The sequence below is a fragment of the Martinezella rhizogenes genome (assembly GCF_007002745.1).
GTDB classification, from domain to species: domain Bacteria; phylum Pseudomonadota; class Alphaproteobacteria; order Rhizobiales; family Rhizobiaceae; genus Agrobacterium; species Agrobacterium cucumeris.
The window spans coordinates 135,193-161,360 of record NZ_SGNY01000010.1 but is presented as its reverse complement, the minus strand read 5'-3'; the positions used below and the strand labels follow the sequence as shown (position 1 = coordinate 161,360).

Annotated in this window: 21 protein-coding genes; 12 read left to right on the top strand and 9 right to left on the bottom strand. The window is 59.2% G+C overall.

Features of this window, described 5'->3' with window-relative positions:
• Nucleotides 1-46 precede the first annotated feature (46 nt).
• The 3 genes from EXN68_RS23515 to EXN68_RS23505 form a co-directional block, all read right to left on the bottom strand.
• Nucleotides 47-1,390 carry an extracellular solute-binding protein gene (locus EXN68_RS23515; protein ID WP_142843191.1) on the bottom strand — a complete coding sequence of 448 codons (1,344 nt, stop codon included), beginning with the start codon at nt 1,388-1,390 and terminating at the stop codon, nt 47-49.
• 260 nt (nt 1,391-1,650) lie between these two features.
• On the bottom strand, nt 1,651-2,124 hold the full coding sequence (locus EXN68_RS23510; RefSeq protein WP_046800437.1) for a VOC family protein: 474 nt from the start codon (nt 2,122-2,124) through the stop codon (nt 1,651-1,653).
• 159 nt (nt 2,125-2,283) lie between these two features.
• Nucleotides 2,284-2,874 carry a methyltransferase family protein gene (locus tag EXN68_RS23505; RefSeq protein ID WP_142843189.1) on the bottom strand — a complete coding sequence of 197 codons (591 nt, stop codon included), beginning with the start codon at nt 2,872-2,874 and terminating at the stop codon, nt 2,284-2,286.
• A gap of 299 nt (nt 2,875-3,173) precedes the next feature.
• Here EXN68_RS23505 and EXN68_RS23500 point away from each other — a divergent pair, with 299 nt between their 5' ends.
• The 3 genes from EXN68_RS23500 (at nt 3,174) to EXN68_RS23490 (ending at nt 6,660) form a co-directional block, all read left to right on the top strand.
• Complete coding sequence (locus EXN68_RS23500; RefSeq protein ID WP_142843187.1) at nt 3,174-4,958, top strand: methyl-accepting chemotaxis protein; 1,785 nt, start codon at nt 3,174-3,176, stop codon at nt 4,956-4,958.
• Nucleotides 4,959-5,225: 267 nt separating this feature from the next.
• Nucleotides 5,226-6,098: a lytic transglycosylase domain-containing protein gene (locus EXN68_RS23495; protein ID WP_142843246.1), complete on the top strand. Its 873-nt coding sequence runs from the start codon at nt 5,226-5,228 to the stop codon at nt 6,096-6,098.
• Nucleotides 6,099-6,246: 148 nt separating this feature from the next.
• Nucleotides 6,247-6,660: a hypothetical protein gene (locus EXN68_RS23490; protein WP_142843185.1), complete on the top strand. Its 414-nt coding sequence runs from the start codon at nt 6,247-6,249 to the stop codon at nt 6,658-6,660.
• A 68-nt stretch (nt 6,661-6,728) separates the two neighbouring features.
• Here EXN68_RS23490 and EXN68_RS23485 read toward each other — a convergent pair whose 3' ends face one another.
• From EXN68_RS23485 to EXN68_RS23475, 3 genes are all read right to left on the bottom strand, one after another.
• On the bottom strand, nt 6,729-10,307 hold the full coding sequence (locus tag EXN68_RS23485) for a TonB-dependent receptor domain-containing protein (RefSeq protein ID WP_237681467.1): 3,579 nt from the start codon (nt 10,305-10,307) through the stop codon (nt 6,729-6,731).
• A 156-nt stretch (nt 10,308-10,463) separates the two neighbouring features.
• A complete protein-coding gene (locus EXN68_RS23480) occupies nt 10,464-11,390 on the bottom strand; it encodes a FecR family protein (RefSeq protein ID WP_142843183.1) in 927 nt (308 codons plus the stop codon).
• 86 nt (nt 11,391-11,476) lie between these two features.
• Entirely contained in the window at nt 11,477-11,983 is a 507-nt protein-coding gene (locus tag EXN68_RS23475; protein ID WP_142843181.1) for an RNA polymerase sigma factor, read from the bottom strand.
• A gap of 217 nt (nt 11,984-12,200) precedes the next feature.
• Between EXN68_RS23475 and EXN68_RS23470 the strand changes: the two genes are divergently transcribed.
• A complete protein-coding gene (locus EXN68_RS23470) occupies nt 12,201-13,181 on the top strand; it encodes a 3'-5' exonuclease (protein WP_142843180.1) in 981 nt (326 codons plus the stop codon).
• A gap of 52 nt (nt 13,182-13,233) precedes the next feature.
• Here EXN68_RS23470 and EXN68_RS23465 read toward each other — a convergent pair whose 3' ends face one another.
• Nucleotides 13,234-13,953 (bottom strand): GntR family transcriptional regulator, encoded by a 720-nt coding sequence (locus EXN68_RS23465; RefSeq protein ID WP_142843178.1) that lies wholly within the window; start codon nt 13,951-13,953, stop codon nt 13,234-13,236.
• An 84-nt stretch (nt 13,954-14,037) separates the two neighbouring features.
• Complete coding sequence (locus tag EXN68_RS23460; RefSeq protein ID WP_142843176.1) at nt 14,038-14,868, bottom strand: hypothetical protein; 831 nt, start codon at nt 14,866-14,868, stop codon at nt 14,038-14,040.
• A 566-nt stretch (nt 14,869-15,434) separates the two neighbouring features.
• Between EXN68_RS23460 and EXN68_RS23455 the strand changes: the two genes are divergently transcribed.
• The 5 genes from EXN68_RS23455 (at nt 15,435) to chrA (ending at nt 21,053) form a co-directional block, all read left to right on the top strand.
• Nucleotides 15,435-16,334 (top strand): hypothetical protein, encoded by a 900-nt coding sequence (locus tag EXN68_RS23455; protein ID WP_142843175.1) that lies wholly within the window; start codon nt 15,435-15,437, stop codon nt 16,332-16,334.
• A gap of 50 nt (nt 16,335-16,384) precedes the next feature.
• The gene (locus tag EXN68_RS23450; RefSeq protein WP_142843173.1) at nt 16,385-18,253 is read left to right on the top strand and encodes a tyrosyl-tRNA deacylase; all 1,869 of its coding nucleotides are present in this window, start codon (nt 16,385-16,387) and stop codon (nt 18,251-18,253) included.
• A 236-nt stretch (nt 18,254-18,489) separates the two neighbouring features.
• On the top strand, nt 18,490-19,032 hold the full coding sequence (locus EXN68_RS23445; protein WP_142843171.1) for a hypothetical protein: 543 nt from the start codon (nt 18,490-18,492) through the stop codon (nt 19,030-19,032).
• Nucleotides 19,033-19,190: 158 nt separating this feature from the next.
• Nucleotides 19,191-19,661 carry a hypothetical protein gene (locus EXN68_RS23440; protein WP_142843169.1) on the top strand — a complete coding sequence of 157 codons (471 nt, stop codon included), beginning with the start codon at nt 19,191-19,193 and terminating at the stop codon, nt 19,659-19,661.
• A gap of 162 nt (nt 19,662-19,823) precedes the next feature.
• Nucleotides 19,824-21,053: a chromate efflux transporter gene (gene chrA, locus EXN68_RS23435; RefSeq protein WP_404944530.1), complete on the top strand. Its 1,230-nt coding sequence runs from the start codon at nt 19,824-19,826 to the stop codon at nt 21,051-21,053.
• A gap of 6 nt (nt 21,054-21,059) precedes the next feature.
• Here chrA and EXN68_RS23430 read toward each other — a convergent pair whose 3' ends face one another.
• On the bottom strand, nt 21,060-21,938 hold the full coding sequence (locus EXN68_RS23430; protein ID WP_142843167.1) for a LysR family transcriptional regulator: 879 nt from the start codon (nt 21,936-21,938) through the stop codon (nt 21,060-21,062).
• 133 nt (nt 21,939-22,071) lie between these two features.
• Between EXN68_RS23430 and ampC the strand changes: the two genes are divergently transcribed.
• The 3 genes from ampC to EXN68_RS23415 all read left to right on the top strand — a co-directional run bounded on the left by ampC (nt 22,072) and on the right by EXN68_RS23415 (nt 26,109).
• A complete protein-coding gene (gene ampC, locus EXN68_RS23425) occupies nt 22,072-23,229 on the top strand; it encodes a class C beta-lactamase (protein WP_142843165.1) in 1,158 nt (385 codons plus the stop codon).
• Between the two features lie 120 nt (nt 23,230-23,349).
• Nucleotides 23,350-24,513 carry an MFS transporter gene (locus tag EXN68_RS23420; protein WP_142843163.1) on the top strand — a complete coding sequence of 388 codons (1,164 nt, stop codon included), beginning with the start codon at nt 23,350-23,352 and terminating at the stop codon, nt 24,511-24,513.
• Between the two features lie 186 nt (nt 24,514-24,699).
• Entirely contained in the window at nt 24,700-26,109 is a 1,410-nt protein-coding gene (locus EXN68_RS23415) for a GGDEF domain-containing protein (RefSeq protein WP_142843161.1), read from the top strand.
• The last annotated feature ends 59 nt before the right edge of the window (nt 26,110-26,168 follow it).

Sequence of the window (26,168 nt, the reverse complement as noted above, 5' to 3'; positions counted from 1 at the left end):
AAAGCTTGAAGCTTTGCGGGCAAGTCTTTAGAAAATTTGCAGAAACTTAGTTCAGCTTGGCGCCGGCATAGGTCTTTTCGAAGCGGCGCAGGCCGGCGTTGGAGCGCTCGACAGCCTTGTCGAGTTCAGCCTGGATATCGGCATTCTGCATGAAGATCGCTTCGAGCGAGGTGGCGACTTCCTTGCGGATCTGCGTGAAACCGCCAAGGCGGATACCGCGGGTATATTCCGAAGGCGGCGTGAAGGTCAGGCTTTCAATCGCCTTTTCGCGGCCCTTATAGGGAGCCTTGTCATAGAAGCCATTGGCTTTCATGGCGTCGAAGCCGGTCTTGGTGACCGGGATGTAACCGGTGACCGTCGACCACCACTGAACCATCTCCGGCTGGGCGATGAAGTTCAGGAACGCGGCTGCACCCTTGTATTCGGCGTCCGGACGACCGGCCATGACCCACAGCGACGCCCCGCCGACCAGCGAGTTATGACGTTCGGTGCCCTTCCAGACCGGCAGCATGGCAACGTCCCACTTCACGCCTTCCGGCATGGTCTTGGCGACGGTGCCGTGATTGGCGATCGAGGTCATGAACATCTGGCAGGTCTGCGAGGTGAAGGCGGGCAGGATGTCCATGCCGAGCTGCTTGGTCTTGACGACGAACAGCTTCTCGTCCTGCATCTTCTTGAAGAACTTGACGTGATCAACAAACTTCGTCTTGTTGATCGTCAGTTCGGCGTCGAGGCCCTGGTAACCGTTGCCCTTGGTGGCGATCGGCTGGTTGTGGATGGCCGAGAACTGCTCCATCAGCATCCAGGTGTCGAAGTTGAAGGCCAGCGGGCATTCAAAGCCGGCGGCCTTGAGCTTCGTGGCGGCTTCCTGAACCTGTTCCCAGGTGTCCGGCTTGAAGGTGATGCCGGCTTTTTCGAAAGCGTCGATGTTGTAATAGAACATCGCGGTCGAGGAGTTATAAGGGAAAGAGTTCAGCTCGCCCGCAGCGGTGGCATAATAGTTGGCGATGCCGGGGAAATAATTGTCCCAGTCGATCTTGTAGCCGTTGTCGGCCATCAGCTTCTTGGCGGGAACGAAAGCCTTGGACAGCATCATGTCCAGCGTGCCGGCATCATAGATCTGGGTGATGGCGGGCTGCTTCTTGGCGCGATAGGCGGCGATGGTGTTCTGCAGCGTGGCGTCGTAATCATTCTGCGAGGTGCAGACGATTTCGAATTCAGCCTGCGAGTCGTTGAACTTCTTGCAGGTTTCCTGAACGCGATCGCCAAGATCGCCGGAAAGGCCGTACCAGAATTCGAACTTGGTCTTTTCTGCGTGGGCAGCCGTGGCGCCGAAGGCGGCGGCAATGGCGACGCCGGCCACGAAAGAGGTCAGAGCGGAAGATTTCATGAGTTGAGCCCCGTTGATGGAATAATGGCCTGATCGGCAAGAACATCATGTTCCCAGCACGAAGCCACGGGCTCTGCTAACAGCCGTCTTTGACGGATCGCTTACATTTTGTTGAACGTTTTATGATGACTTGCCGCGCAGGGCGATCTGCGCGGCGGGAAAAGTGTGATAAAACCGGAAAATCCGAATTTTCCCTTATATTTTAGCGACTTACGTTTGAAATATCGCTTCGCTACTTGCTGCTGAGTAAGCCGTCCGCGTCAACCGCGGCGTGCGGCTTCGATGGCGGCGACGTCGATTTTCTTCATATCCATCATCGCCTCGAAGGCACGTTTGGCCTCAGCGCCGCCGGCAGCCATGGCGTCCATCAGCACGCGTGGAGTGATCTGCCAGGAGACACCCCATTTGTCCTTGCACCAGCCGCAGGCGCTTTCCTCGCCACCATTGCCGACGATGGCATTCCAGTAGCGATCGGTCTCTTCCTGATCTTCGGTCGATATCTGGAACGAGAAAGCCTCGGTCTGTTTGAAGGCGGAACCGCCATTCAGACCGATGCAGGATACGCCGGCCACGGTGAACTGCACCGTCAGCACATCGCCCTTCTTGCCGGAGGGGTAATCGCTCGGCGCGTGGTGAACGGCGGTTACCGCGCTGTCGGGAAAGGTCTCGGCGTAAAATCTGGCGGCGGCCTCGGCGTCCTTGTCGTACCAGATACAGATCGTGTTCTTTTTCATCTGCTTGCTCCTCCAGGTTGGAACTGATTTTCGTCTTGCCTGAACAGGCAAGGAAATTTGCCGGCCCGTGGCCGGCCCCCCATTCGGCATAAAATGCTTGTCGGAGACGAATGTTCCGAAAAAGCTGAAGGCCGCGCCACGGCTTCGGTTTGGCGGCCGTTACAGCCAGCGCCGCACCCGGCGCCGATAGGCCTCATAAGCCGGACCAAGCTCTTTCGTCAGCACACGTTCTTCAATAGTGACCTGCAGCGACACGGCGATGACAAGAGCGATGGCGACAACAAGCTGTAGAACCGATGGAAACACCAGCACCAGCCCGGCAAACAGCACGATCTGGCCGACAAAGACGGGATTTCTGGAGTGGCCGAAAGGGCCGCTGTCGACGATTGTGCCAAGATGACCCTCGGCCGCGCCGATGCGCCATGACCGGCCCATATGGTTTTGCGCATAAAGCGCGATCAGGCCGCCGGCCAGCACCATCGCCATGCCGCCAATCCGGGTTGCGGTGCCAAGATCGCTGCGGCTCAGAAGCCAGACCGGATTTTGCGGCTCCAGCCACAGGGTGACGAGCGGCAGCAGAGCGCCAAGGAAAAAAGCGAGGCGAAAGAGCATGGCGGGAACGGCCTGTCGTTCGCGATCCTTTGCGAAGAGCCAGATCGGCTCGCCCGTCTGCCTTGCCAGCCGCGCCGTCAAAAACAGAAATCCGGCAATATAGGCCCACACGGCGAGTGCGGTTACGACATCGATCATGGTTTCTCCCGGAAATACCGGCAAGCCGCAACGTATCTGCAAAGGACAGCCTTAGCCGATTCGTCTGATGGCCAGAGTATAAACAGGAATAATACGCGATTGTTACGCCCGCCCAATGGCCCTTTGGCAGAGGGAAACGGCTGCGGAAAGAAACGAAAGCTGGTTTAAATTCAGTTTGAGTTTTTCAATCGAACTCAACTGGCAGCATCTTTATCCTTAAATATTATTTAAGAATGTAACAGTAATATTATTGAATGATTTTCAACGGAAATCATTAATCTGCCATCGGAGGATTGCGCGTGAGTTTTCTTGATCGTGGTGCCAATGCTTTCGCGGTTCTTGCCGCGCTTTCCAAATCCCAGGCCATTATAGAGTTTGACCTTTCCGGGAAAATTCTTACCGCCAACGAGAATTTCTGTCGTGCGCTCGGTTACGAGCTTGCGGAAATCATCGGCAGGCATCACAGCATGTTCGTCGAGCCGGCCGTCGTGGCTTCGCAGGACTACAAGAGCTTCTGGGCAAAACTTTCCGCCGGTCAGTTCGATCAGCAGCAATATAAGCGCATCGGCAAGGGTGGCAGGGAGGTCTGGATCGAGGCCTCCTATAATCCGGTGTTTCGCCGCGGCAAGCCGGTGAAGGTGATCAAGATCGCCACCGACATCACCGGGCGCAAGCTGAAGGCGGCGGAAGATGCGGGCAAGATCGACGCCCTGTCGCGGGCGCAGGCCATCATCGAGTTTTCGCCTGGTGGCGATGTCCTGACCGCCAACGAGAATTTTCTGGCGGCACTGGGTTATTCACTGTCGGAGGTTCAGGGCCGGCATCATTCGATGTTCTGCGAACCGGCCTACACGCAGTCGGCGCATTACAAGCAGTTCTGGGAAAGGCTCGCGGGCGGTGATCTCGTGGCGGATGAATTCATGCGGCTCGGCAAGGGCGGCCGCAAGGTCTTCATTCAGGCCTCTTATAATCCGATCTTCGATTTGAACGGCAAGGTGTTCAAGGTCGTCAAATTTGCGACCGACGTGACCGGTCGTGTCGAAAATGTCGAAAAGCTCGCCCAATGTCTGACGGACCTGGCTGATGGCGACCTGTCGCAGAGCATCGACAAGCCGTTCATCCCCTCGCTTGAGAGATTGCGGACGGATTTCAACGCGGCCTCGGAAAAGCTGAAGAGAGCGATGACGCTGGTATCTGAAAATGCCGGCGCGATTTCCTCGGGCTCCAACGAGATACGCTCCGCTGCCGATGATCTCGCCAAACGCACGGAACAGCAGGCCGCCTCCATCGAGGAGACTGCCGCGGCGCTGGAGGAGATCACCACTGCCGTCAACGATTCCAGCCGCCGGGCCGAAGAGGCCGGCACGATCGTCGCCCGGGCCCGCGACCATGCCGAACATTCGGGCCAGGTGGTGCGCGATGCGATCGGCGCCATGGATCAGATCGAAAAATCATCGCGCGAGATTTCCAACATTATCGGCGTGATCGATGAGATCGCCTTCCAGACCAATCTGCTTGCGCTGAATGCCGGCGTGGAAGCGGCGCGTGCGGGTGAGGCGGGCAAGGGTTTTGCAGTCGTCGCGCAGGAAGTGCGCGAACTGGCGCAGCGCTCGGCAACCGCTGCAAAGGAAATCAAGAGCCTGATCAATGCTTCGGGCTCGCAGGTGGAAAACGGCGTCGGCCTTGTTACCAAGGCGGGATCGGCGCTGCAGGAAATCGCGGAACAGGTGCGTGATATCAACAGCAATGTCGTGGCGATTGTCGAAGCCGCCCGTGAACAGTCCACCGCGCTTGCCGAAATCAATCAGGCGGTCAACACGGTCGATCAGGGCACACAGCAAAACGCTGCAATGGTGGAGGAGCAGACTGCCGCCAGCCACAGCCTTGCCCGCGAAGCCGCCGCCCTGTTCGAACTTCTGGGGCAATTCAGGTTCGATGAGGCGCCGCGTTCGGCATCCTCGCTGCGCAGCAGCCCGGAGATGCGGCCGGCGCCGACCCATCCCCGTCGTCCGGTATCCCGCCCCGTTGCGGCGCGTGGTTCTGCTGCGGTCGCCGTCAATCATGATGAATGGCAGGAGTTCTAGAAGGCTTCTCGCCGGAGCGGGTAAATGAGAGCGTCCAGCCGGCCCGGCAATCGGGTCGGCTGGATGTTTTGCGTCTAGCCTTTTGATAGCGCAGATGCGCATCGGCAGCGCGAAACCGAAACTTCCATTGATCAAGGCCGAAGGTCGGGGCATATTTTCGCGATCACCCGATAATCGGTGCTTTGCGTCTGGAAGTGTGGGGTCGTTTGCTTGGCAGGTATATGGGCAGGGATATGGACAGGCCGTGTCGCTCTGGTCTTCTGCCTGATGGCGACAGCGGGCGGTGCTGCCCGGGCTGAAGAGCCGGCGGAGGGGAAAAGCACCTGCGCATATAGCCATGCCGTTGCGCCGGAACTCTGCATTCGGGTCGGCAGCTACAATAGCGATCTGTGTCATGCCATCGAGGTGCTGGCCGGACGTTACGCCGTGCCGCCGGATTATTTCGCCCGGCTGATCTGGCGCGAAAGCCTGTTCCGCGCCGATGCGGTCAGCCCGAAAGGGGCTGAGGGCATCGCCCAGTTCATGCCCGGAACAGCAAGGCTGCGTGGTCTCGAAGATAGCTTCAACATCATTGCCGCGCTTGAGGCGTCGTCGCGTTATCTCTCCGAGCTGAATGGTCAATTCGGCAATTTCGGTCTTGCCGCTGCGGCCTATAATGCCGGCGAGGCGGGGTTGCGGACATTCATCGCCACCGGCCGCCTGCCAATGGAAACCCGCGATTACGTGTTTGCCATCACCGGATATCCTGTCGAAAACTGGAAAGACAACCCGCCGGAAAAGGCCGCCCCGGCGCTGGATGAAGGCCGGTCCTTCCTCGATGCCTGCCTGCGTCTCGCCGACACCCGCACCATGAACGATCCCGTTCTCATCTCCTCGGCCGACTGGGCGCCCTGGGGGGTGCAGCTTGCGGCGCATTACAATCCGGCGGTGGCGAACCGGCTGTTTACCCGCGCGATTGGCGGATTGTCGGAACCGCTCAATGCGGAACGTGCCCTCATCGTCAGGCAAAGAGGCGGGAATTTCGGTTCGCGCCCGCGTTATGCCGCCCGCATCGGCCGCGAGACCCGTGGCGAAGCCAACAGGCTCTGCGGAGAGATCCGGCAGGCCGGCGTCCCCTGCACCGTGTTCCGCAACAGATAAAGAAGGCTGACGCCCGTCGATCATAACAAGTTGATCGGGATTTCTGTCCGCCCTCCTTTCAGCATGAAATCATTGACCCTAGATTTGCGCCACAGCGGCAGTAGGCGACCTATGCGGCGGGCGATATCTTGCGAGGGGACGATTGAAGATGAGATGGCTTGAGACCGGATGTCTGGCGGCTGCGCTGGTGATTGTCAGCGCCTGCACCTCAACCGGAGAAACCGATATTTCCCGCACGGTCGCAGCCTTTGTGGGGCAGCCGCGGGATGCGGCCATTGCCAGGCTTGGCCGCCCCAACAAGGTGGTTATCGAAAAGGGCGCAACCGAATCCTACTGGCTGAAGGTTGATGTGGAGACCTATGCCGGGCTGAGCAACCGGCGTGAATACAAGTCCGTGGATGGACAGACCCAGATGACGCAGACCGAGGGCATGAAAATCAAGGAACACCGCCGCGATTGCATCATCAAGATCACGGCAGATGCCGGCTCCATCATCAAGACCAGCGAGATCATCGGCAATCCGGCGAGTTGCGAAACCATTCTCAATCGTCCGGTTTCGTGAGCAATCTCATGTTTCGGTGAGCCGCGCGCCAGGTAGGCGCACGGCTCGAAAGTTTGCGGAAAGTTTCCTCAGAAGCGATAGTTCAGCCCGACCTTGATGGCATGCAGGTTCAACGAGTTCGAGGCATTGCGACCGTTTGCAATTCCGGATGTCCCGGCATGGTCTACATATTCGTAGATCGGGGATTCATAGGGCTCGCAGACTTCCGGCATGGAATCGCAGAGCCAGGCCATGTTCGGATCATTCTTCAAGCCGGGATCGACCATCTCCGTGCCCGTCTGCTCGCTGGTGCGATAATCCTTGCCGGTGCCGGCGCGGGCGTTCTTGAACTTGAACGATTTGGCGCGGAAATGGCTGTAGCTGTAATCCGCACGGATCGACCAGTTGTCGTTCAGCGCATATTCCGCGCCGAGGCCGACGGTGAAGCCGGCACGTGTTCCGGAAGCCTTCTCCACGAAGAATGCCGTCGTTTCAGAGCCGAGAGGATTGGTCGCGCTCGCGCCGTCTGAAATATACTGGTCGCGCCACTGGGTTTCTTTCGCCAGCGCCAGGCCGGCGGTGGAGTAAACGAGCAGCCTGTCATTCACGGCATAACCGAGCTTCGCCCGCAGACCGGCCGTCCAGTCGATATCGTAGCTGGTCGTTGCGTCCACGTGGCCGCTCTTTGCCAGCACCGGATCGGTGGAACCGAACTTTTCGAGGCCACGAAGATAGGTCTTGGTGTAATCGGCCTCGACGCCGACGACAAAGCCGTTTTCCAGCTGCCGGTCATAACCGGCCTGCAGTCCAAACGCGCCGCCCCGCAGGTTGAAATCGGCCGATTCCCGTGCGGCCGCATCGTTGAATGTGCCATCCAGCGAGATCGTATTTCCGGCAAAATTCAGGAAATCGCCGCCGGCATGGGCGCCCACATGGAAGCCGGTCCAGTCACGCACGAAGGATGCGTCCGTCGGGCTGCTGAAGGGGGAAAGGCCGGGCAGGGCCTCGCCGCCGCCGATCGTCGCGGTAAGGCTGGCATAGATCGTGCGGCCGGGACCGGGCTGCGTGACGAGGCCGAGCGGATCGACATAAAAACGGTCGAACAGGTTCTCCACCCGCAGGCTCGCCGTCATATTGTCGTTGATCTTGTATTCGGTAAACAGATCGACCAGCGTATAGGGCTCCCAGTCGACAAGTGCGATGAATTGCGACGCACCTTGCGCGGTGACGTCGCCGTGGCCGATGGCGCGCGGGCCGACATAGGAGACGCGGCCGCCGACCGTCAGCCGGTCCTCGAGGAATTTCTGCGAAAGCGTCAGGTCGACCGTATATTCCGGCTGAACATGGTTCGTCGCATAGTCGCCATAGAGAGACTTGCTGTCGCAGGTCTGGGTCGTGCGGCAATATTCGACATTCAGGAAGTAGTTGGCGGAAAGATCGGCCGAAAATCCGCCATTGGTGTAACGGCCGGAAACTTCGAGACCGGAAAATTTGGCGCGCGGAATATTGCCGATATTCAGCGTCAGCTGCGGTTCGGTCACGACGGTGCGCGAGATGTAGTTCTTCACATCCCAGTTGAAATAACCGAACTTGATCATGGTGGTATCATCTTCGGAGAAGATGCCGTCGCGAATGATGTTGGTGCCGATTTCCCAGTTGCTGGAGCGCTCCGGCAGGACGCCGGCATTCGCAATGACGCTGTTGAAAGCCGAGACGGATTCAATGATGGATGGCGAGCGCAGCGTATTCGAATAATTGACGTAAAACTGGGTGTTGTCGAACGGTTCCAGCGTCACTCCGGCAGATGGGCTGAAACCGCCGTCATCCACTTTCAGGTCAACCGGCTTGTCCCGCGCCTGATAACGCTCATAGGGATCAAATCGGTCTTCTACCCAGTAATGGGAGTATCGCAGGCCGCCATTAAGGGTAAGCCAGTCCACCGGCTTGTAAGCTGCCTTGGCAAAGGCTGCACCTTCATGGCGAATGGCGTCGCGCGGGGTCAGCCAGCCCTCCAGTACGGCGGTGTGGTTGCTACCATTGGTGTCTTCGGCGCGGTAGGAAAATCCGTAATTCAGGTCGAAATCGCCGTAATCCAGGCTGAACTGCGAGCGATTGGTAATCTCCGCTCCCCACATATTGGTATCGGTGCCGACCCGGAAGCCTGATGGCAGGCCGATCTTCTCCGGTGTCAGGCCACGCCCGCCGCGCACGGGGTTGCGGACTTCAAGATGGTTGAAATAGAAATTCGACTTGAAGTCGATGAGGTCGTTGTCTTCGGGGTTCCAGTTATATCTGGCGGTAAATGTGTCGAGGCTGGTGCTGACGGTCTGTTCCTGCTGCTGCGCCTGTCCGGTATTCGAGGTCAGCCGCGAGGCAAGCCTGTCTCCGGCCTCGCTTCTGTATCCCATGTAACCGATCTGGAATGTCTGGTCGTCTGACAGACGCGCCGTGACCTTCGCCAGAAGCGATTGCGTTTCCAGCTCGGTATTGAGGATTTCCTCGCCGCCGCGATAGTTGGCCAGACCTTCATTGATCATCGTGTTGGGCAGAGTGCCGCCCCAATATTTCGTGTCGCCGATGTTTTTCGGGGACGCGACAGGACCATGGCTGCCGGCGTGATAATTGCCCTGACGGCGATGCGCATATCCGGCGACGACATCGATATCCTCGCCCTTGTAAGCGCCGATGACGCTGCCGGAACCGGTCGTCGGCTTGAGGAAGGCGGGTCTGTCCATGCCATCGGCAGACGGGGTCGCGGTGCCTGCGCCAGACTGGTAGCTGTAGCCGCTCAATGCGCCTTCCGTCGGGCTTGATGAATTGGTGCCGAAGCCGCCCTTGACCTTCAGCCCCCATTTCTCGCCCGGCTTGACGATGTCGTCGGCGCCGACCGTTCGCATCGCCACCGATCCGGCATTGCCGAAGGAAGCGGCATCGGCTCCCTTGGTAATGTCGACACCGGCGATGAAATCGGGATCGACATAGGTGCGGTTCGAGACGCCCTGGTACCCCTGATAGACCGTCACGGAATTTTCAGCGCCGTCGACCGTCGTGGCGACGCGGCCCATTCCCTGCATGCCGCGAATGTTGACGTCGATGGCACCGGCGCCGTTTCGCGCTTCGCCGGACATGACGCCGGCCGTGCCACGAAACATGTCGGCCGGGCTTGAGCCGCGGAAGCGCTCGATATCCTCGCCCGAAATGAAGGCGGTCGGGGCATCGTTGCTATAAGGTGCGTCCGGGCTGCCATATCGTCCTGACTTGCCGGTGACGGTGATTGTTTCGAGAACGAGCGAGCCATCCGCAGAGGTTGCTTCCGGTGCCTGTGAGGCGTTGGAAACCGTCACGCGATCGGGCGCGGTGAAGCGGAAGCTGAGGCCGGTGCCGTCAAGCAGCTTGCCGAGTGCTTCCCGCGGCGGCAGGGAGCCGGCCGCGCCGGAGGTCTTGAGCCCGCGTGTCAGCGATGCGTCGTAGAAAATCTGGATACCGCTTGCAGCGCCAAAGCGCGTCAGCGCCACATCGAGGGACCCGGCGGGAATGGAAAACTGGCGCAGCTCCTGCGCAACTGCCTGGGTATGGGCAACCAAGGATACGGAGCAGGCCAGTGATGCGCAGAATGCTGCAAGCCTCAAACGCCGTTCGCGACCACCGGATTTATGTCCCGTCGCCAATAAAGTCATCCCCGTATTCCCTTCCATTTCGCCGCCTTGCTGCGGCCTCTGATAGGGAAGACGACCGAGGCGCATGAACCCGAAAAGATTTGTGGAGTTTTTTTGTAATATTTTTGGATCGTCCGGAATCCAGCGCTGTCTCCGGTTCGAGAGGCTTCAGACAAGCAGCAGGATTCCGCCTGCGCCGACCGCATGAAGATGCAGGGTTTCTTCAAGATGGGCGATAATGTCCTGCGGCCGGTTGAGCTGAAAGACGCCCGAGACGTGCAGGGAGCGCAGGCTTTGACGGGTGATGATGATCCTGCCGCGCCGGTGGCGGTTCAGGCTCGCGACGATGTCTTCCAGCGGACGGTTGTTGAAGACCAGCATGCCTTCACGCCAAGCCGATGCCGTCTCGAGGTCGATCGCGGATTTTTCCCCAAGGCCAGCGTCCGAATAGACGATTGCCTCTCCGGGAAGCAGCTGCGCATCGCCGAGACAGTGGACGCTGAGCGGGCCGGACAGGCATTCCACGGTTACGCCGCTGGCATTATGGGTGACGCTGAAGGCGCCGCCGGAGGCCTGCACGCGGCCATTGCCGGCTTTGACCACAAAAGGAATATTCGCCGCCTGCTGAACGGTGAAGACCGCAGCACCTGCCGTGAGATCGAACCGCCGTTCGCCGCGTTCCAGCGACAGAGCGGAGCCGCCATCGAGAAAGGCGGTCGATCCATCCGGCAGGCTGACATTCTGTTGCTCGCCGACACCAGTTGAAAAATCCGCAAGCATTGCGCCGATGGAGGGGAGGTAACCGAGTTCCGGCAGCGCGACGGCAATACCGGCAAGGCCCGCGGCAAGGCTGCCGCCCACCAGAAAGGATCGTCTGGATGTGGCTTTGACGCGGGTCTGCGCCTGCGCTTCCAGAGCCGGGCCAAGATCGCGCCAGAGCGCCGACGCCTCGACGAAGGCGCGTTCGTGATCGGCGCTGAGGCTGCGCCAGTGGTGGAGCGCCTCCGTATCCTCAACCGTGGCCGCGCCGGAGCGCAGCCTGACAATAAAGGTCGTGGCCTTTCTTCTGAGCGCATCGGATCCTTCGTTCAACACGCAACCCCTATCAAAAAACCGTCTGGATGCCGGAATTTCACATGAACCTCATTAGCTCTAACGATCACAAACGGTAAATCCGAAAATTATCTGTGCCGCTCATGTCCCATTTTCTCGATGCAGTAGTTGAGGGCGCGATTGATCTCCATTTCCACCGTGCGGGTGGAGACATGGAACTCTTCCGCGATTTCGGCATAGGGACGAAATTCCAGCCGCGCCGCGACCAGCATCTTTCTCTGTCGGTCAGGAAGTTCACCGATGACCCGCATGAGCTGCCGGATCTGGTCGCGGTCGATTACCTGCTGGTCCGGACCCGGGCGCTCGTCGCGAATGGAAAGGGCATCCTCGATCTGCTCGGTCGTGGCGCGGTGCCTGCGGCCCCGCCCGTGATCGATGGCCAGCGACCTGGCGATGCGCTTGAGATAAGGCACTGGTGCTGCGGATGCATTCGAGCTGTTTCTCGCCAGCTTGATCCATGCCTCATGGGCAAGATCCTCGGCATCCTCGCGCGAGCCCGTCATCCGCGTCAGATATCGCTTGATATCCGACTGGGTTTTCAGGAATGCCGAAAGGAATTTGTCGCGCTGCGTCATGACCGACCTGGAGATTGGACTTCAGGCGATACCCCGTGGCAGATGCGAATTCAATACTTAACTTAAATAATCATGTTAAAGCCGGCGCGGCCGTGATGGTGCAAACTGTGTGGCTCAGTTTCTGTGGATGAAAGCAACCGCTGTTGTTACCATGAGCCTCTGCACATATGCTGGACTACTTAAATCACGATTTCCGGATATGGCGGACAGGCGCATAATGAGCTCCCAGTTGGATTTTTTCGGTTCCGCGGCAGCGCGGCTTCCCCAGGGTGAACGGGGGCGAAAAGCGGCCGGCCGCGAAACGGTGCAGAAGAACGTCGCGGATGACGAGACGCTTGCCGGATATCTTGAATCCACCGGAAATTACCGTGTTTCACGCCGGCTCATGCCGCGTACCGTCGTCGACAAACCGCGGCCGGAGTTCCCCCGTCAGGGCATTATCCTCGATACCGAAACCACGGGCCTCAATCATCGAACCGACGAAATCATCGAGATCGGCGTCATCGCCTTCACATTCGACGATCATGGCGCGATCGGCGATGTTACCGGCGTTTATGGCGGCGTGCGGCAGCCCGGCGTCACTATCCCGGAAGAGATCACGCGCCTGACCGGGATTACCGACGAGATGGTCGCCGGACAGGTGATCGACATGGACCGCCTGAGCGCGCTTGTTGCCCGGGCGGATCTGATCATCGCCCATAATGCCGGCTTTGACCGTCCGTTCTGCGAGGCCTTCTCGCCGATTTTCCGCGAGAAGGCATGGGCCTGTTCGGTTTCCGAGATCGACTGGCGGGCGCGGGGTTTTGAGGGCAGCAAACTTGCCTATCTCATCGGACAATCCGGTTACTTCCACGATGGCCATCGCGCCGTCGATGATTGTTTTGCGCTTCTGGAAGTGCTGGGTCACGCCCGTGCGGGACAGGACGAAGCGCCCTTCGCAGAACTGTACCAGGCAAGCCAGCGCTCCCGGGTTCGCATTTATGCGGAAAACAGCCCCTTCGACATGAAGGATCATCTGAAAAAGCGCGGCTATCGCTGGTCAGACGGTTCGGATGGCCGGCCCAAAGCCTGGTGGGTGGAAGTGGCCGAAGAAAAGCTCGATGAGGAGCTGCATTTCCTGCGGACCGAGATCTATCGCTGGGAGGCCGATCCCCCGGTCAAGCACCTCACCGCCTTCGACCGCTTCAAGGCAAACTAGAGCATTCGTTTTGGCGCAACGGACGTTGTCCGCCATCGATATCCGCCGGCAATCAGGAAAGTGGTGCCAGCGCGTTTCTCAGGCTGACACCCTGCTTCGGCTGCAGATCGAGATCGGCCTCGATATGATCGAGGTGATGGATCATGAGATCTGACGCGCCTTTTGCGTCACCCTTTGCGACAAGCTCGAGAATGGCAAGGTGTTCATTGTGGCCGCAGCTCGAAACACCCGAGCGGCCATAAAGGGCGACGACCAGCGATGAGCGGGCGACAAGTTCATCCATGAACCGCTGGAGGATGACGTTACCGGACAGGGCCGCCAGCAGGAGATGGAAATCGCCCGAGGCCTTTATTTCCGCCCGGCGCGCGGCCGGACCCCGTTCATTCATATAGTGTGCCTCGTCGACGAGGTGATGCTCAAACCGCACAATATCCGCAGGCGTGATGCGCTGCGCGGCCGCCGCGATGATGCCCGGCTCGATCAGGCGGCGTGAGGCGAAAATCTGGCGCGCCTCTTCCGGCGAGGGCGTGGAAACGAAGGCTCCGCGGTTACGCTCGGTCTTTACCAGCCCCTCGAAGGCCAAAATCTGCAACGCGGCGCGCGCCACCGTGCGGCTGACATCAAAGAGTGCACCAACCTCGGCTTCCGACAGTTTGGTTCCGGGCGCGAGCCGCCGGTCGATGATGGCATTGCGCAGGGATTCGCGGATCAGCAGCGAGCGATCCTCGATTGTGGCATCCACGGCGGCAGGGGTTGTTTCAGGCAAGGTCATGTCACGGATCCGATGTTGCCTCTTCTAACCCGGTGGCAACGGTTTTCCTAGGGGTGCCATTGCGGTGAGCAGGCGCTGACGCGGTCAGTCCCTCAAAATCCCCAGCCACACGACAACGAATGCCAGTTGATGGGCGATATCCCCTTGTACATTCTGCAATGTCCTGTCGCTCAGACATATGCGGGATCCGTTCCTCTTCAGAATGCTCAGGCGTTCCGCCTTGGCCAAGAGGGCGGTGACGTGGGCGCGGCTTATCCCATAGGCGCGCGCAGCCGCCTTGCGGGAAAATTCACAATCTGACGCATCTGATCTGCTGGTTTTCGCCGCAGACAGCAGATCCAGCAGCAGAGGAAATCCGGGGGCATGGCCCAGGAACATCAGGGTTTCCATTGATATGGGGGTGAGCGCCTGCTGTTGCTTCAAAAGCCAGCCGACACCATCGACAAGGGTGTTGACGCCGATGTCATCTTTCGCCGGCCTGCCCAGAACCGGCTGCGCCTCCCATGGCGCGGCTGCGGCAAGATAAGCCTCGGCGAGCGTTTCGATGGCCATGGTCAGCCAGCCACACAACGACCATGGACGTTCGCGGTTGTCGCCACGGGGCTGATGCCGCCGGGCGGCGCCTTCGAGTTCCAGCCAGTCGATCAAGGCCCGTGTCCTGCGGCTGGAGGCCCAGCCTCGAGGGACTACGACCGCCTGAACTGCAGCCAGGGTAAATTGCCCGCCATGGATCGATGCCAGGCAAATGGCACACAGGATCGTTGCGAATGCGCCGAAATCACCGATGACGCGAACGAGGCGTGGCTCCTGCTTGAAGACCATCGATATCTGCCCGCAAAGACGGATGACAGTCTCGTCAAAAGCGGCATCGTTCAGGATCCGGTTCGCAAGGGGTGTCAGCCTCTCCTGAAGCATGTCCGGCTGCGGCCGAACGGGGTCTCCTTGCGGGAGCGATTTTGAATCCTGCGCAACTGCTTTTCCAGAGGCCTTTCTCCCACGGAATCTTAAGTTTCGCTACTTTATGGCGAATTTCAAAATATGAGTTTTGCTCGCCGGCTGCGGCCGTTCAGGCCCGCATGACAGCTGAAATGTTCCGGGTTCGGGAGATGCGTGCAATTTGTTGCACTCCCGCGCCGCTCTCCTTGAGGGTATTAAAAAATACTCTCATAAATTGAGTGTTAAAGAGCGCATTGAAATATGTGCCCTTTTGGAACGGTTTGTGAGAGCGGCGATAATAACAATGTTATCGTCTGTTTTTATTGCATAATTTTATTCGGCTTCGGACAGGATATCTTTCGTTGGGCAATCGAAAACACAATCTTTGATGGTTGTTTTTTCGGTCTTGACGGAGTGACGCAAAGTGCATTCCGAAGCCGCCTGGCATCCGCATGTTTCTACCGAGTTTCTGGCGCGTCCGGCAGCAATGCCGGCTGGGCCGCGGCACGTCCATTCACCACAATTCTCAGAAGGAGGATAAAGCGATGCAACTTCGACATGTTATTTTTGCCGGCCTTGCGGCAATCGCGATGCAGTTTGATATACCGTCCCTGGGCCAGCCGGCCATTGCAAATGCGGCCGCCCTCACCACCGAACAGGTGGCGGCTTTCCAGTCAAAACTTGAACAGGCGGAAGCCAGCCGGGAGCTGCTCGGTCGCCGATCCGTGTGCCTGATGGAACATCTGACGGCGCAACAGCAGCTCAGCGCCGAACGGGAGAGGTCGCTGGGAGAGGCCATGTACCTGCAGATCGAGCTGGAACGGCAGGTAGCGCAGTCCGAAACGGCCGTGAAGGGTTATGAAGAACTGGTTCAGTCTGAGAGCGAGAACGTCAGGGCGCGTCAGGCCGTGTTCGAAAAAGCCCGAAGGGAAAGGGACGAGCAGGCCAAGAGAGTAACGATATGCAGCGGCGTCCTCTTCTTCCTGCCGGGAATTTGCCAGGCCGGTGACGCCGCAGTCAAGGCGCTGGGATGGATGAATGACGCGGAGCGGGAATACCGCATCGCACAGCCACGGCTGGACAACGCCCGGACGGCGCTTGAGGGCGTTCGCAACCAGCTCGAAAACAATCGCCGCCAGCTGATAGCGGCGCAGCAGAGCCACGCGGAAAACCAGAGCGCGGTGAAAAATCTGGAAGAGCAGATCACCAGGCTCAAAGCGGCGATTTCCACCATCAACGTCAAGGTTCAGGACTTCAACATTCAGGTCGGCAACTTCACCAATGCTCTGAAGGAAGCGAGCGAGGTCAATCCTGACGACGCGAAAATACGTCAGGTCGACCGGCTGTCCGCCGAGATCGACGGCCTGACCAAGGACGTACCGCAGTTCATTTCCTCCACCGAGGCCGGACTGCCGGATGACGCGAAGAAACAATGCGGATCGTGAACGATCAATCCCATGACTCTCCGTAACCACACATCAACAGGAGCATGAAAATGAATAATGTTGTGACCTTTGAAAGCCGCGAAGCCAAAATCAAAAGCGAGATCGACGCCAGTGTCGATACGATCCTTTCGCTGCCGAAGTTTAATCTTCCCAAGTCAGATACGGCGCTTGTCCGGTCCTATGTCGACAAGATCCAGGGAACTTACGATGTCGAGCGGGCCAAGCGCGATACCGACAACGCGATCGATCTGCTCTACATCGCCTACAACACCACCCCGCAGGAGGAAGGCGACGTTCGTGTGCGCATCAGCGCGATCATGAACAAGCTGATAACGGCGCAGCAGCAAAGCGAGCGCACCATGCGAAGCGCGATGGATGAGGCCGGCAGGATCGGCAAAGCGATCGCCGATCTGTTCCCGGACTGGCTCGACGTCCGGGAGGAAAGCGACCAGGCCGAGGTCAAGGCATTCGTCTCCAATGATCTGATTAAACTCGCCAAAAACGTCCGCGACAGGGCGCTGGGTGTTCGCAACGAGCTTCTGGTTATCGCGTCCACCTATGATGTCATCATCAAGGACACGGTGCAGACCACGGACAAGAGCGAAACCGTTTTGAGCAAACGGCTCATCGACAAGGCCGCGATCGAAAAGGAAATCACCGAAGCGGGCGCACGACGCGAACAGCTTGAATCGCTTGTCAACGACCTCAAGGTGCAGGTCGCTGAATTTGAAAAGAAAGCAAGCGAATACGAGAAACGCGCCAATACGGCAGAGCAGCGCGCTTTTGTCATGTCGATCATCCGGGTCGGTGCGCAGATGATCTCAAGCGCTATTCCCGCCATCGCCATGGTGGCTGGTGGTCCGGCCTCGATGCTGGCGTCTTCGGTCGGCGGCGCGCTTTCGGGGCAGCCCAAGGGTGGGCAGGATGCCGATGGGCAGGGACAGGGCGGAGGCTCGCGCAACCCGGCGACCGGCGGCGGCAAGAGCGATGCAGCCGCCAAGCAGACCGAGCTTTCCGAAAAGCAAGCCGAACTGCGCAAAAGCCAGGAAAAACGCGACGTCCTGAAGGGCGATGTCAAATCGCTGGAGGAATCGAAGTCGAAGCTGGCGGAAGAGGCCGCAGGCGCCGATCCGAAATCGGCCAAGGCGGTTGAGCTTGCCGAACTCGAAAAGCGTCTGAAGACCCGCTCTGACGAACTCAAGACGCAAGAAGAAAAGGTTGCACAACAGGAAACCATTGTTTCCAGCCTGCAGGCTTCGCTCAAAGCCCTGGACCAGGGGCTTGGCAAGCTTTCCGATGAGCAACAGCAACAGGCGGCAAGCCTGCGCGAAATCCAGATGCAGATGATCGACAAGGCGGAAGCCTATGAAAAGGAACGCCGCACCCAATCGGCCGAACTGGTGAAAATCAACGCCCTGCTTAAAGGCAAGCAGACTGAAGACGATAAAATCCAGCTTGCGGTCCAGTCGCTGAACGTCAGCCTATCTGCCCTCAAGCGCATGAAGGAGATCATCGAGGAGGTCGCGTATTTCTTCAAGACCTTCGCCGACTTCATGCAGGCCATCGCCGATGATGCCCAGCACCAGATCAGCGGCATCGAAAGTGTCGCCGAGCTGGAGGTCATTCGAAAGAACCGCTTCGCGCAGCTCGTCCGCTCCGTCGATGAGTTTTTCGTCAGGCAAACCGGTCAATGGCATGCGGTTGTGATCGTCTGCGACAGGTTCAGTCGCAGTTTTGCGGATGGCTGGTCCAAGCTGAACAAGCTGAGCGGTAAATATCTCACCGGCAGCGAGCTAAAGACCTATCTGTCGGTCGCCTCGGAAAAACTCACCGAGATCGTCGCCGAACGCGAAGCCGCAGCGGATGCAAAAATTGCGTCGTTGCAGGCCTATCGTCAGGATCTGAACAAGAGCGCCTGACGCTTGTGCAACTGCCGCTCCTGTCCCGGCCCGGCAGGCAGCGTCTCCATGATCCCAGCCACTGGTCGTCCCCTTTGGCCTCGAGATCATGGGCAATGTCCTGCCGGCGCAATTGCCGGCAGGACGGCCAACAAGACCGAAACGTCAAGACATTACCCGATGCAAGATCAACGACCGGCATCCGGACGGCATCGAAGTCCAACCCGTGCCGCGTCACTTTAAGGAAGGAGAATATCATGCCGACAGTCAACAACCCTCCGGTGCTGGTCGCTCAGGAAACGCCGTCCTGGTGCTTTGCCGCCGTGGAGCAGATGGTGCGGGCCTATCGTGAACTTGCCGCCACCACGCAATATGCCATCGCAAGACGCAACACCGCAGCGCTTGCGACCGTCGACCCGGAGGTTCAGGAGCGCTGGGAGCTGGCGCTTATTCTGGATCAATCCGCTGCCATCGATGAAATGGGCGGCGCCAATCCTGACAGCAATATCGTCAGGCTGGTTTCCAGCCAATGGAACGCCTTCGACCATGCAACGACCGGGGGTGGGTTCGTCGCCGATCTGACGCCGGAAATCGTGAGAGGCGAGATCGACAACAACCGCGTCTTCGTCATCGGGACGCATATCCATTATTACGTCGTCTACGGCTATACCGATGCAGGCAAGGATCTCGAACTTCATATCCTCGATCCATGGCCGACAGGGCATGGCGGCAGCAGAACGCGCATTGGCCTGCAGGAATTCCTCGGCATGGCCGGCCACACCGCCATTACCTTCGGTTAAGCCCGTAAGCGGAATGTCGGCTGCGCGCAAAGGCGCGTAACGGCACCGAACGTCTTGCCGGAGGCATTCCGGCACCCAGCAACCCCTCAAAACCATGCCAACCTGTCCTTACCATCAAAGGCCGGGAACAGCTGGCTCATGTCCAAAGGAGACACAATATGCCAATTCTCAGCGACTTCATGATCAAGCATATTCGCCCTTTCAGCGAGGACGGTTACAACACATTTGGCAACACCCAGACCATCGAGTTTCTCGCGGAGCTGGGACTCGACATGAACGACATCCTCAATATCCTCGCGGCATGGCGCAAGGCAGCTCTGGCTGATCCCGGGAAGGATGGCGATGTCTTCGCCGAGGCGGCAAATGCCGTTGCTCAGGCGCGGTGGGAGTCTCTCTACAAAACCGGAAAAAGCACGGTCATGTTTCTCGACGCCGTTCAGCTCGAATCCCTCAGCCATCTCGAGCCGGGGCCGGACAGTAATTTTACATGGAGACCCAAGACACCGATCGCGGTCGCGGTAACTATCCACAGGAAGAGCAAGCAGTATGAAATCACTCTGGGTGCGGCCGGTTTCTCCGGCGGCACCGATGAGCGGGGATGGATATCCCACTTCGCTGAACTGCTGTAGCGGTTGCTTATGACATCAGGACACGCCGGAAAGTCAGCGACTTTCCGGCGTCGACGTGACGGGCCCCTTCATATCCCTGTCGCAATAGTGTCTGATATCGACATGATTTTTTGAGGCCCATCTGTGTTGACGAATAGCCGTTGCACGCTCAGGGAGCTTTTCGTGAAGCCGTCAACGCAAGCAGTGCCAGCCGAAACCTGCAGCCAAAAAAACGGCACCTCTGGTGAAGTTTTCGCCGCCTTCCTGAAACTTGGCGTCACCTCTTTCGGTGGTCCCATCGCCCATCTCGGTTATTTTCGCGATGAGCTGGTCGTGCGGCGCAAATGGATCGACGAGGCCGGTTATGCCGATCTTGTGGCGCTCTGTCAGTTTCTTCCCGGGCCGGCCTCCAGCCAGGTCGGTTTTGCGCTCGGGCTTCTGAGGGCCGGGCCGCTCGGCGCTCTCATGGCATGGACGGCTTTTACCCTGCCATCCGCCATCCTGCTTTTGCTGTTCGCCACCATTGCCGCTTCCATCGAGGGGCCGGTTGGCACCGGCCTGCTGCATGGCCTCAAGATCGTCGCCGTCGCCGTGGTGGCGCAGGCGGTCTGGGGCATGGCAAAAAGCCTTGCGCCGGATCGGCAGCGGGCGAGCATTGCGCTTTCCGGCATCGTTTGCGTGGTGTTTCTGGCCGGAGCCTTCGGGCAGATCCTGGCACTTGCCGTCGGTGCCATTGCCGGGCTTGTCTTCTGTCGTAACGGTGCGGTGCGGGAAGCTGCCCATCTTCAGTTTCGGGTGCCAAAAAGCGTCGGATATATCGCACTCGCGGCCTTCATCCTGCTTCTCGGCCTGCTTCCGCTGCTTGCGGCGGTGGCGGGATCGCAGGGCCTCTCCTTGTTCGATGCGTTTTATCGTGCCGGCGCACTGGTCTTCGGCGGCGGGCATGTGGTTCTGCCGCTGCTGCAATCCGAAGTCGTCGCCACCGGCTGGGTGACGGAGGATGCATTTATCGCCGGATATGGCGCGACACAGGCCGTTCCCGGCCCGCTATTCACTTTCGCCGCCTATCTCGGCGCGGTGGTGGGGCCTCCGCCGAACGGCGTTTTCGGTGCGGCCATCGCCCTTGTCGCGATCTTCCTGCCGGGCATGCTGCTTCTCATCGGCGCGCTGCCCTTCTGGGAAGGATTTCGCCGGCATCTTTTGGCGCAGGCGGCCATGCGGGGTGCAAATGCCGCCGTTGTCGGCATTCTCGGCGCCGCACTTTATGATCCTGTGTGGACCAGCGCGATCTTCACGTCCAAGGATTTCACGCTGGCGCTTGCGGGTTTCATCCTGTTGACGGTCTGGAAGACGCCGCCATGGGTCGTGGTGGTGATCTGTGCTGCCGGCGGCGTTCTGCTGGCATTGCTGTAAGCCTTTTCAGGCAAAGTCGGCATGGGTCGACATCCAGTCCGAGAAGGCCTGCATGGCGGATGTCTGCGGTTTTGATTGCAGCCGGGTCAGCCAGTAGCTTCCAAGCGATATGGTGACGGGGAAGGGCTGGATGATTGCCCCGGACGCCAGATGCCGCGAAAACATCGATGGCGGCGCAAGCGCCACGCCCAGCCCCTGCAGCGCGGCCTCCATCATGCCGAGCGAGGTGTCGAAAACGATCCCGGCATTCACCTGCGCTGTCGGCGTCACGCCGGCGGCCGAAAACCATGTGCTCCATTCGTCGGATCGGTAGCTGCGCAAAAGCGTCGCCTCGACAAGATCGGCGGGCGTTTTTAAAGTCTCCGCCAGCTTGGGCGTGCAGAGGGGTGAAAGCGGCGCATCGAAAAGCCGGAAGGCATCGGTGCCGTGCCATGAGCCTTGACCGAAACGAATGGCAAAATCCAGCCCTTCGGCGGCCATGTCCACCCGGTTATTGTTGGTGGAAACCCTGATATCGATGAAGGGATGCTGCTTTTGAAACTCCTGCAATCGCGGCAGGAGCCAGCCGACGGCAAAGGTGCCGACGACCCCCAGAAACAGCAATTCGCGCACCTGTCCGGCCTCGATCCTGTCGAGCGTAGTCGCCATCTGGTCGAAGGAACTGGTGACGGTGGGCAGAAGCGCTTCACCCTCGGCGGTGATTTTCAGCCCGCGTGGAAGCCGTTGAAACAGCGAGACACCCAGCCGCTTTTCCAGCACCTTCACCTGCTGGCTCACCGCCGCCTGCGTGACGCAGAGTTCGATGGCTGCACGCGTGAAGCTGAGGTGTCTTGCGGATGCCTCGAAGGCCCGAAGACCGTTCAGGGGAAGAAATTGCCGAACCATTTGAGACCTAGATTTTCTTGTATCTCTTCCGAGATATCATGGTTTGTTCGTGCAATGTAGGGCAGCTAAAGCTCTTTCGCTGGGGGCGGCGCAAACGCCGGTCATCTACCTGAGGTTTTGGAGAATGCGAAAGATGAAACTCAATCACGGACATATCGCCCTTGCAGCACTGCTCTCGGCCGGCCTGTTCACACAGGCTTCTGCCGCCGATGAAGCGAAGCTGAAGGCGATAACGGATGCCGCGATAAAGCCGGTCATGCAGAAAAACGGCATTCCGGGTCTGGCCGTCGCCATCAGTATTAATGGCGAAAATCACGTCTTCACCTATGGCGTCATGTCCAAAAGCACCGGCCAGCCCGTCACGCCACAGACCTTGTTCGAGCTCGGCTCGATCAGCAAGACATTCACGGTCGCGCTCAGCACCTATGCCGAGATGAACGGCCAGCTGTCGCTGTCCGGCAAGGTCGCGGATTATCTTCCGTCGATGAAAGGCAAGCCGTTCGGCGATGTCGCGCTGATGCATCTCGGCACCCACACCGCAGGCGGATTTCCGCTGCAGGTGCCGGACAACGTCAAGACAGAACAGCAGCTGCTGACCTATCTCAAGACCTGGAAACCTTCATACAAGGCCGGAACCCACCGCACCTATGCCAATCCCAGCATCGGAATGCTCGGTTACGTCACCGCAAAGGCCATGGGCCAGAGCTTTGATGACGCGATGCAAGACACGCTGCTGCCCGGGCTGGGGCTGAAGAACACCTTCACCGTGGTGCCCAAGGCAAAGATGGCGGATTACGCCCAAGGCTATAAGAGAAATGGCGACCCGGCGCGCGTGACACCGGCCATCCTTTCTTCGGAGGCTTACGGCGTCAAATCATCGGCAAGCGACATGATCCGTTTCGTCAACGCCAATATGGGCCTTGAGACACTGGACGGAAAAATGCAGCAGGCGCTTCTCAACACACACACGGGTTATTTCAGTGTCGGCGCGATGGTGCAGGACATGGTCTGGGAACAATATGCCTATCCCGTTGCCCTGAAGACGCTGGTGGACGCGAATTCCGGCGCCCTTTTGAAGACGGTTCCGGTCTCCGAAATCACCCCGCCGATGAAGCCGCGTCAGGACGTCCTCATCAACAAGACGGGCTCCACCAATGGTTTTGGGGCCTATGTGGCTTTCATACCGAAGCAGAAACATGGCGTCGTCCTTCTGGCCAACAAAAACTATCCCAATGAGGATCGTGTCGCCCTGGCCTATGAGATTTTGACGGCGCTCGACAGGGCGGAGTGAGAAAACTTCGGCGCGGGAGTTCACCGCTCCCGTGTCGTCTGCGCTGACCGATCATCTTTGGGGCCCTGTGCCTTGATTGCCTGTCATCAGAACATCACGCTTCGGCTTTAAGCGTGATTGATGCGCCGCCAATATGTTCTTCTCCTCATTGCCATCACCCAGATTACCGGCTGGGGTTCGGTGGGAATTCTGCCGGTGCTTGCCGGCCCGGTCGCGGCGGAGTTTGCGACCTCCCTTCCATCGGTTTTTGTTGGAACCTCCGTGATGTTCGGGGCGATGGGGCTTGCCGCGCCGTGGGTCGGTCGGGCGTTCCGCCGGTTTGGCGCACGTCAGGTCATGGCGGCCGGCGCCGGCCTCATGGGATTAGGCCTCTCCCTGCTTGGCTTGTCTGTGAACCTCACGATGTTCTGGATGAGCTGGGCCCTGACAGGGCTTGCGGGGGCGATGTTCCTCACAACCTCCGCTTATGCCTATATTGCCGAATATGCCGAGGATCAGGCACGCAGCCTGATTGGGACACTTATGCTGGTGACCGGACTGGCCGGCAGCATCTTCTGGCCAGTCACCACGTTCCTTGACCATGGGTTGGGGTGGCGCGCTGTCGTCTTCGTTTATGCCGGCACCATGACCATGGTTGTCTGCCCGCTGGTATTGTTCGGTTTGCCGGCTACACATCAAGCGCCTCCTGCGGCAGCGGGTCATGGCAACCGGAAAAAGGGACGGGTCTTCATGTTCCTGGTCGCTGCCATCGCCCTGAACAGCTTTGTCACCTTTGGCATTGATGCCATTGGCATACAGCTTTTGCAGGCGATGGGAATGGAACTTGCAAGCGCTGTCGCTGTCGCCTCGCTGCTTGGTGTTTTCAAGGTTGGCGGTCGCGTCATCGATCTCGTGGGCGGGCGAAGATGGGACGGATTGTCCACTGCGGTCGTATCGGGTGCGATGATCCCCGTGGGCCTTGTTGCGATATGGCTCGGAGGAGCGGGGTTTCTCGCCGTGGGTGGTTATCTCATGTTGTTCGGCGTCGGTAGCGGGGCTTTCGCGGTGGCGCGGGCAACCATGCCGCTGGTGTTTTTTGAAAAATCCGACTACGCGGCCGCGATGGCTACCATCGCACTGCCGATGAACCTTATCAACGCCCTGGCTCCCCCGGTTCTGGCGGCGTTGATGGGCGGTATCGGCCCGCAGGCGGTGTTTGCGGTGCTCGGGATCATGAGCACGGCAGCATTCGCGGTTTTGTTGCAGCTGAACAATATGAGGGTGCGGCAAGCTGTGGCTGAGTAATGGCGTGGAAACGTCGATCACGACCGGCTACGCATCGCCGCGGAGGCGACAAGCCTCGTTCCCGCCGAAAGCGCCTGCCAGTGTCGGGAACCAAGTGTTAACCGACCCGCTTGAAATTCCCATTGCGGTAACCGCGGTGAAACGTGCCTTGTCGAAAATGACATCCGACAAATAATCGGACCATAGATGACGATGCGTTTCACCCAACTCAGGCTTGCCGGACCGGCCGCAGTGCTTATCGCCATATTGCTGGCAGGGCTGGCGGCCATTCCCTATTATGGTGTTGCGCGTCTCGATGCGGAGCTTCGTGAGCGGCAGGAAACCCTGGTGGGACGCAACATCTCCATATGGATTTCCGACGTGGAGTTTGCGCTGACCGCATGGACAATCTGGGACGAATCCATCGCCAAGATCGACAATCTCTTCGACCTTGAGTGGACCGATCGCAATATCGGACGGTCGCTCATCGGCACGTCGCGTACACGTTTCGTCAGCATTCTCAACGGCGACGGCGATCTGATCTATTCGAAGACGGATGATGAGGTGCTGCAACGCCCGTTTTTTGCCCGTGGGGCGGACGTGGTGACGCAGGACGCGCATTCGCTTGTGGATGCCGTGCGCGAAAAGGAACGCGGCGAAAGGCCGGAGGGCATTCCGCAGCCGATCGCCTTCAGCAAGATCGAAGTGATCGGTGATGACGCCGTCCTTTTGACAGCCAGCCTCTTCCAGTCGGACTTCAGGACGGCGACACCCCGGGGTGAACGGGCGCCGGTGCTCATTTCCGCAATCCCCATCGGCGGCAGCCTGCAGGAATTTCTCGGAAACCGATTCCTTCTGGACGATGCTTCCGTCGGGCCGGCCGGCAGCGTTCCGGCAGACCGCGCAAGGGTGGAAATCGCCATGGGGCCGAATGGTCAGGCACAGGCGCTGTCCTGGCAGCCGCTGACCCCGGCGCGGGATCTGCTCCGTCAGTCCATGCCGCTTGCCGTCACGGTTCTTGTCGTCCTCATAGCCGGTGGCATCTTCGCGGTGCGGATTTCCCGCCGTGCGGTTCATTCGCTTGTCGAGGCCGAAAGACAGATGCGGCATGCTGCCACCCATGATTTCCTCACCGGGCTGGCCAACAGGTCGCTCGTCGCATCCGAATTTTCCCGGTTATCGCAGCAGGGAGACCTGACTGTCGCCTGTCTTGATCTCGACGGTTTCAAGGCGATCAATGACAGCCACGGACACGCCGCCGGGGATGCCTTGCTCAAGGCGGTCGCCACCCGCCTTCGCGCTGCCTGTCAGGAGCGCGACGTGGTGTTCCGCTTGGGCGGGGACGAGTTTGCCGTGCTGATGCCCGCCATTTTCCTTGCCGAAGCCGAAATGCGCTGCCGGCAGCTGTGCGTGCTTCTCTCCGAGCCCTATGTTGTCGATGACAGCATGATGATCATCGGAGCGTCCTTCGGATTGAGCAGCGTCGTCGGGTCTGAAACGTCCTGCGATGAGGCCTTCCGCTGCGCTGACGAAGCGCTTTACCGCGCCAAGGGTGAAGGGCGCGGCAAGGTGATGACATCGATCTGTGAGATTGAGCCCGTTCGCCGGTTTGGCTGAACTGAGGGGTGGGTAACCCCTTGATGCCCGATGACAGCAGCCGGCAATCGCGCTACCGA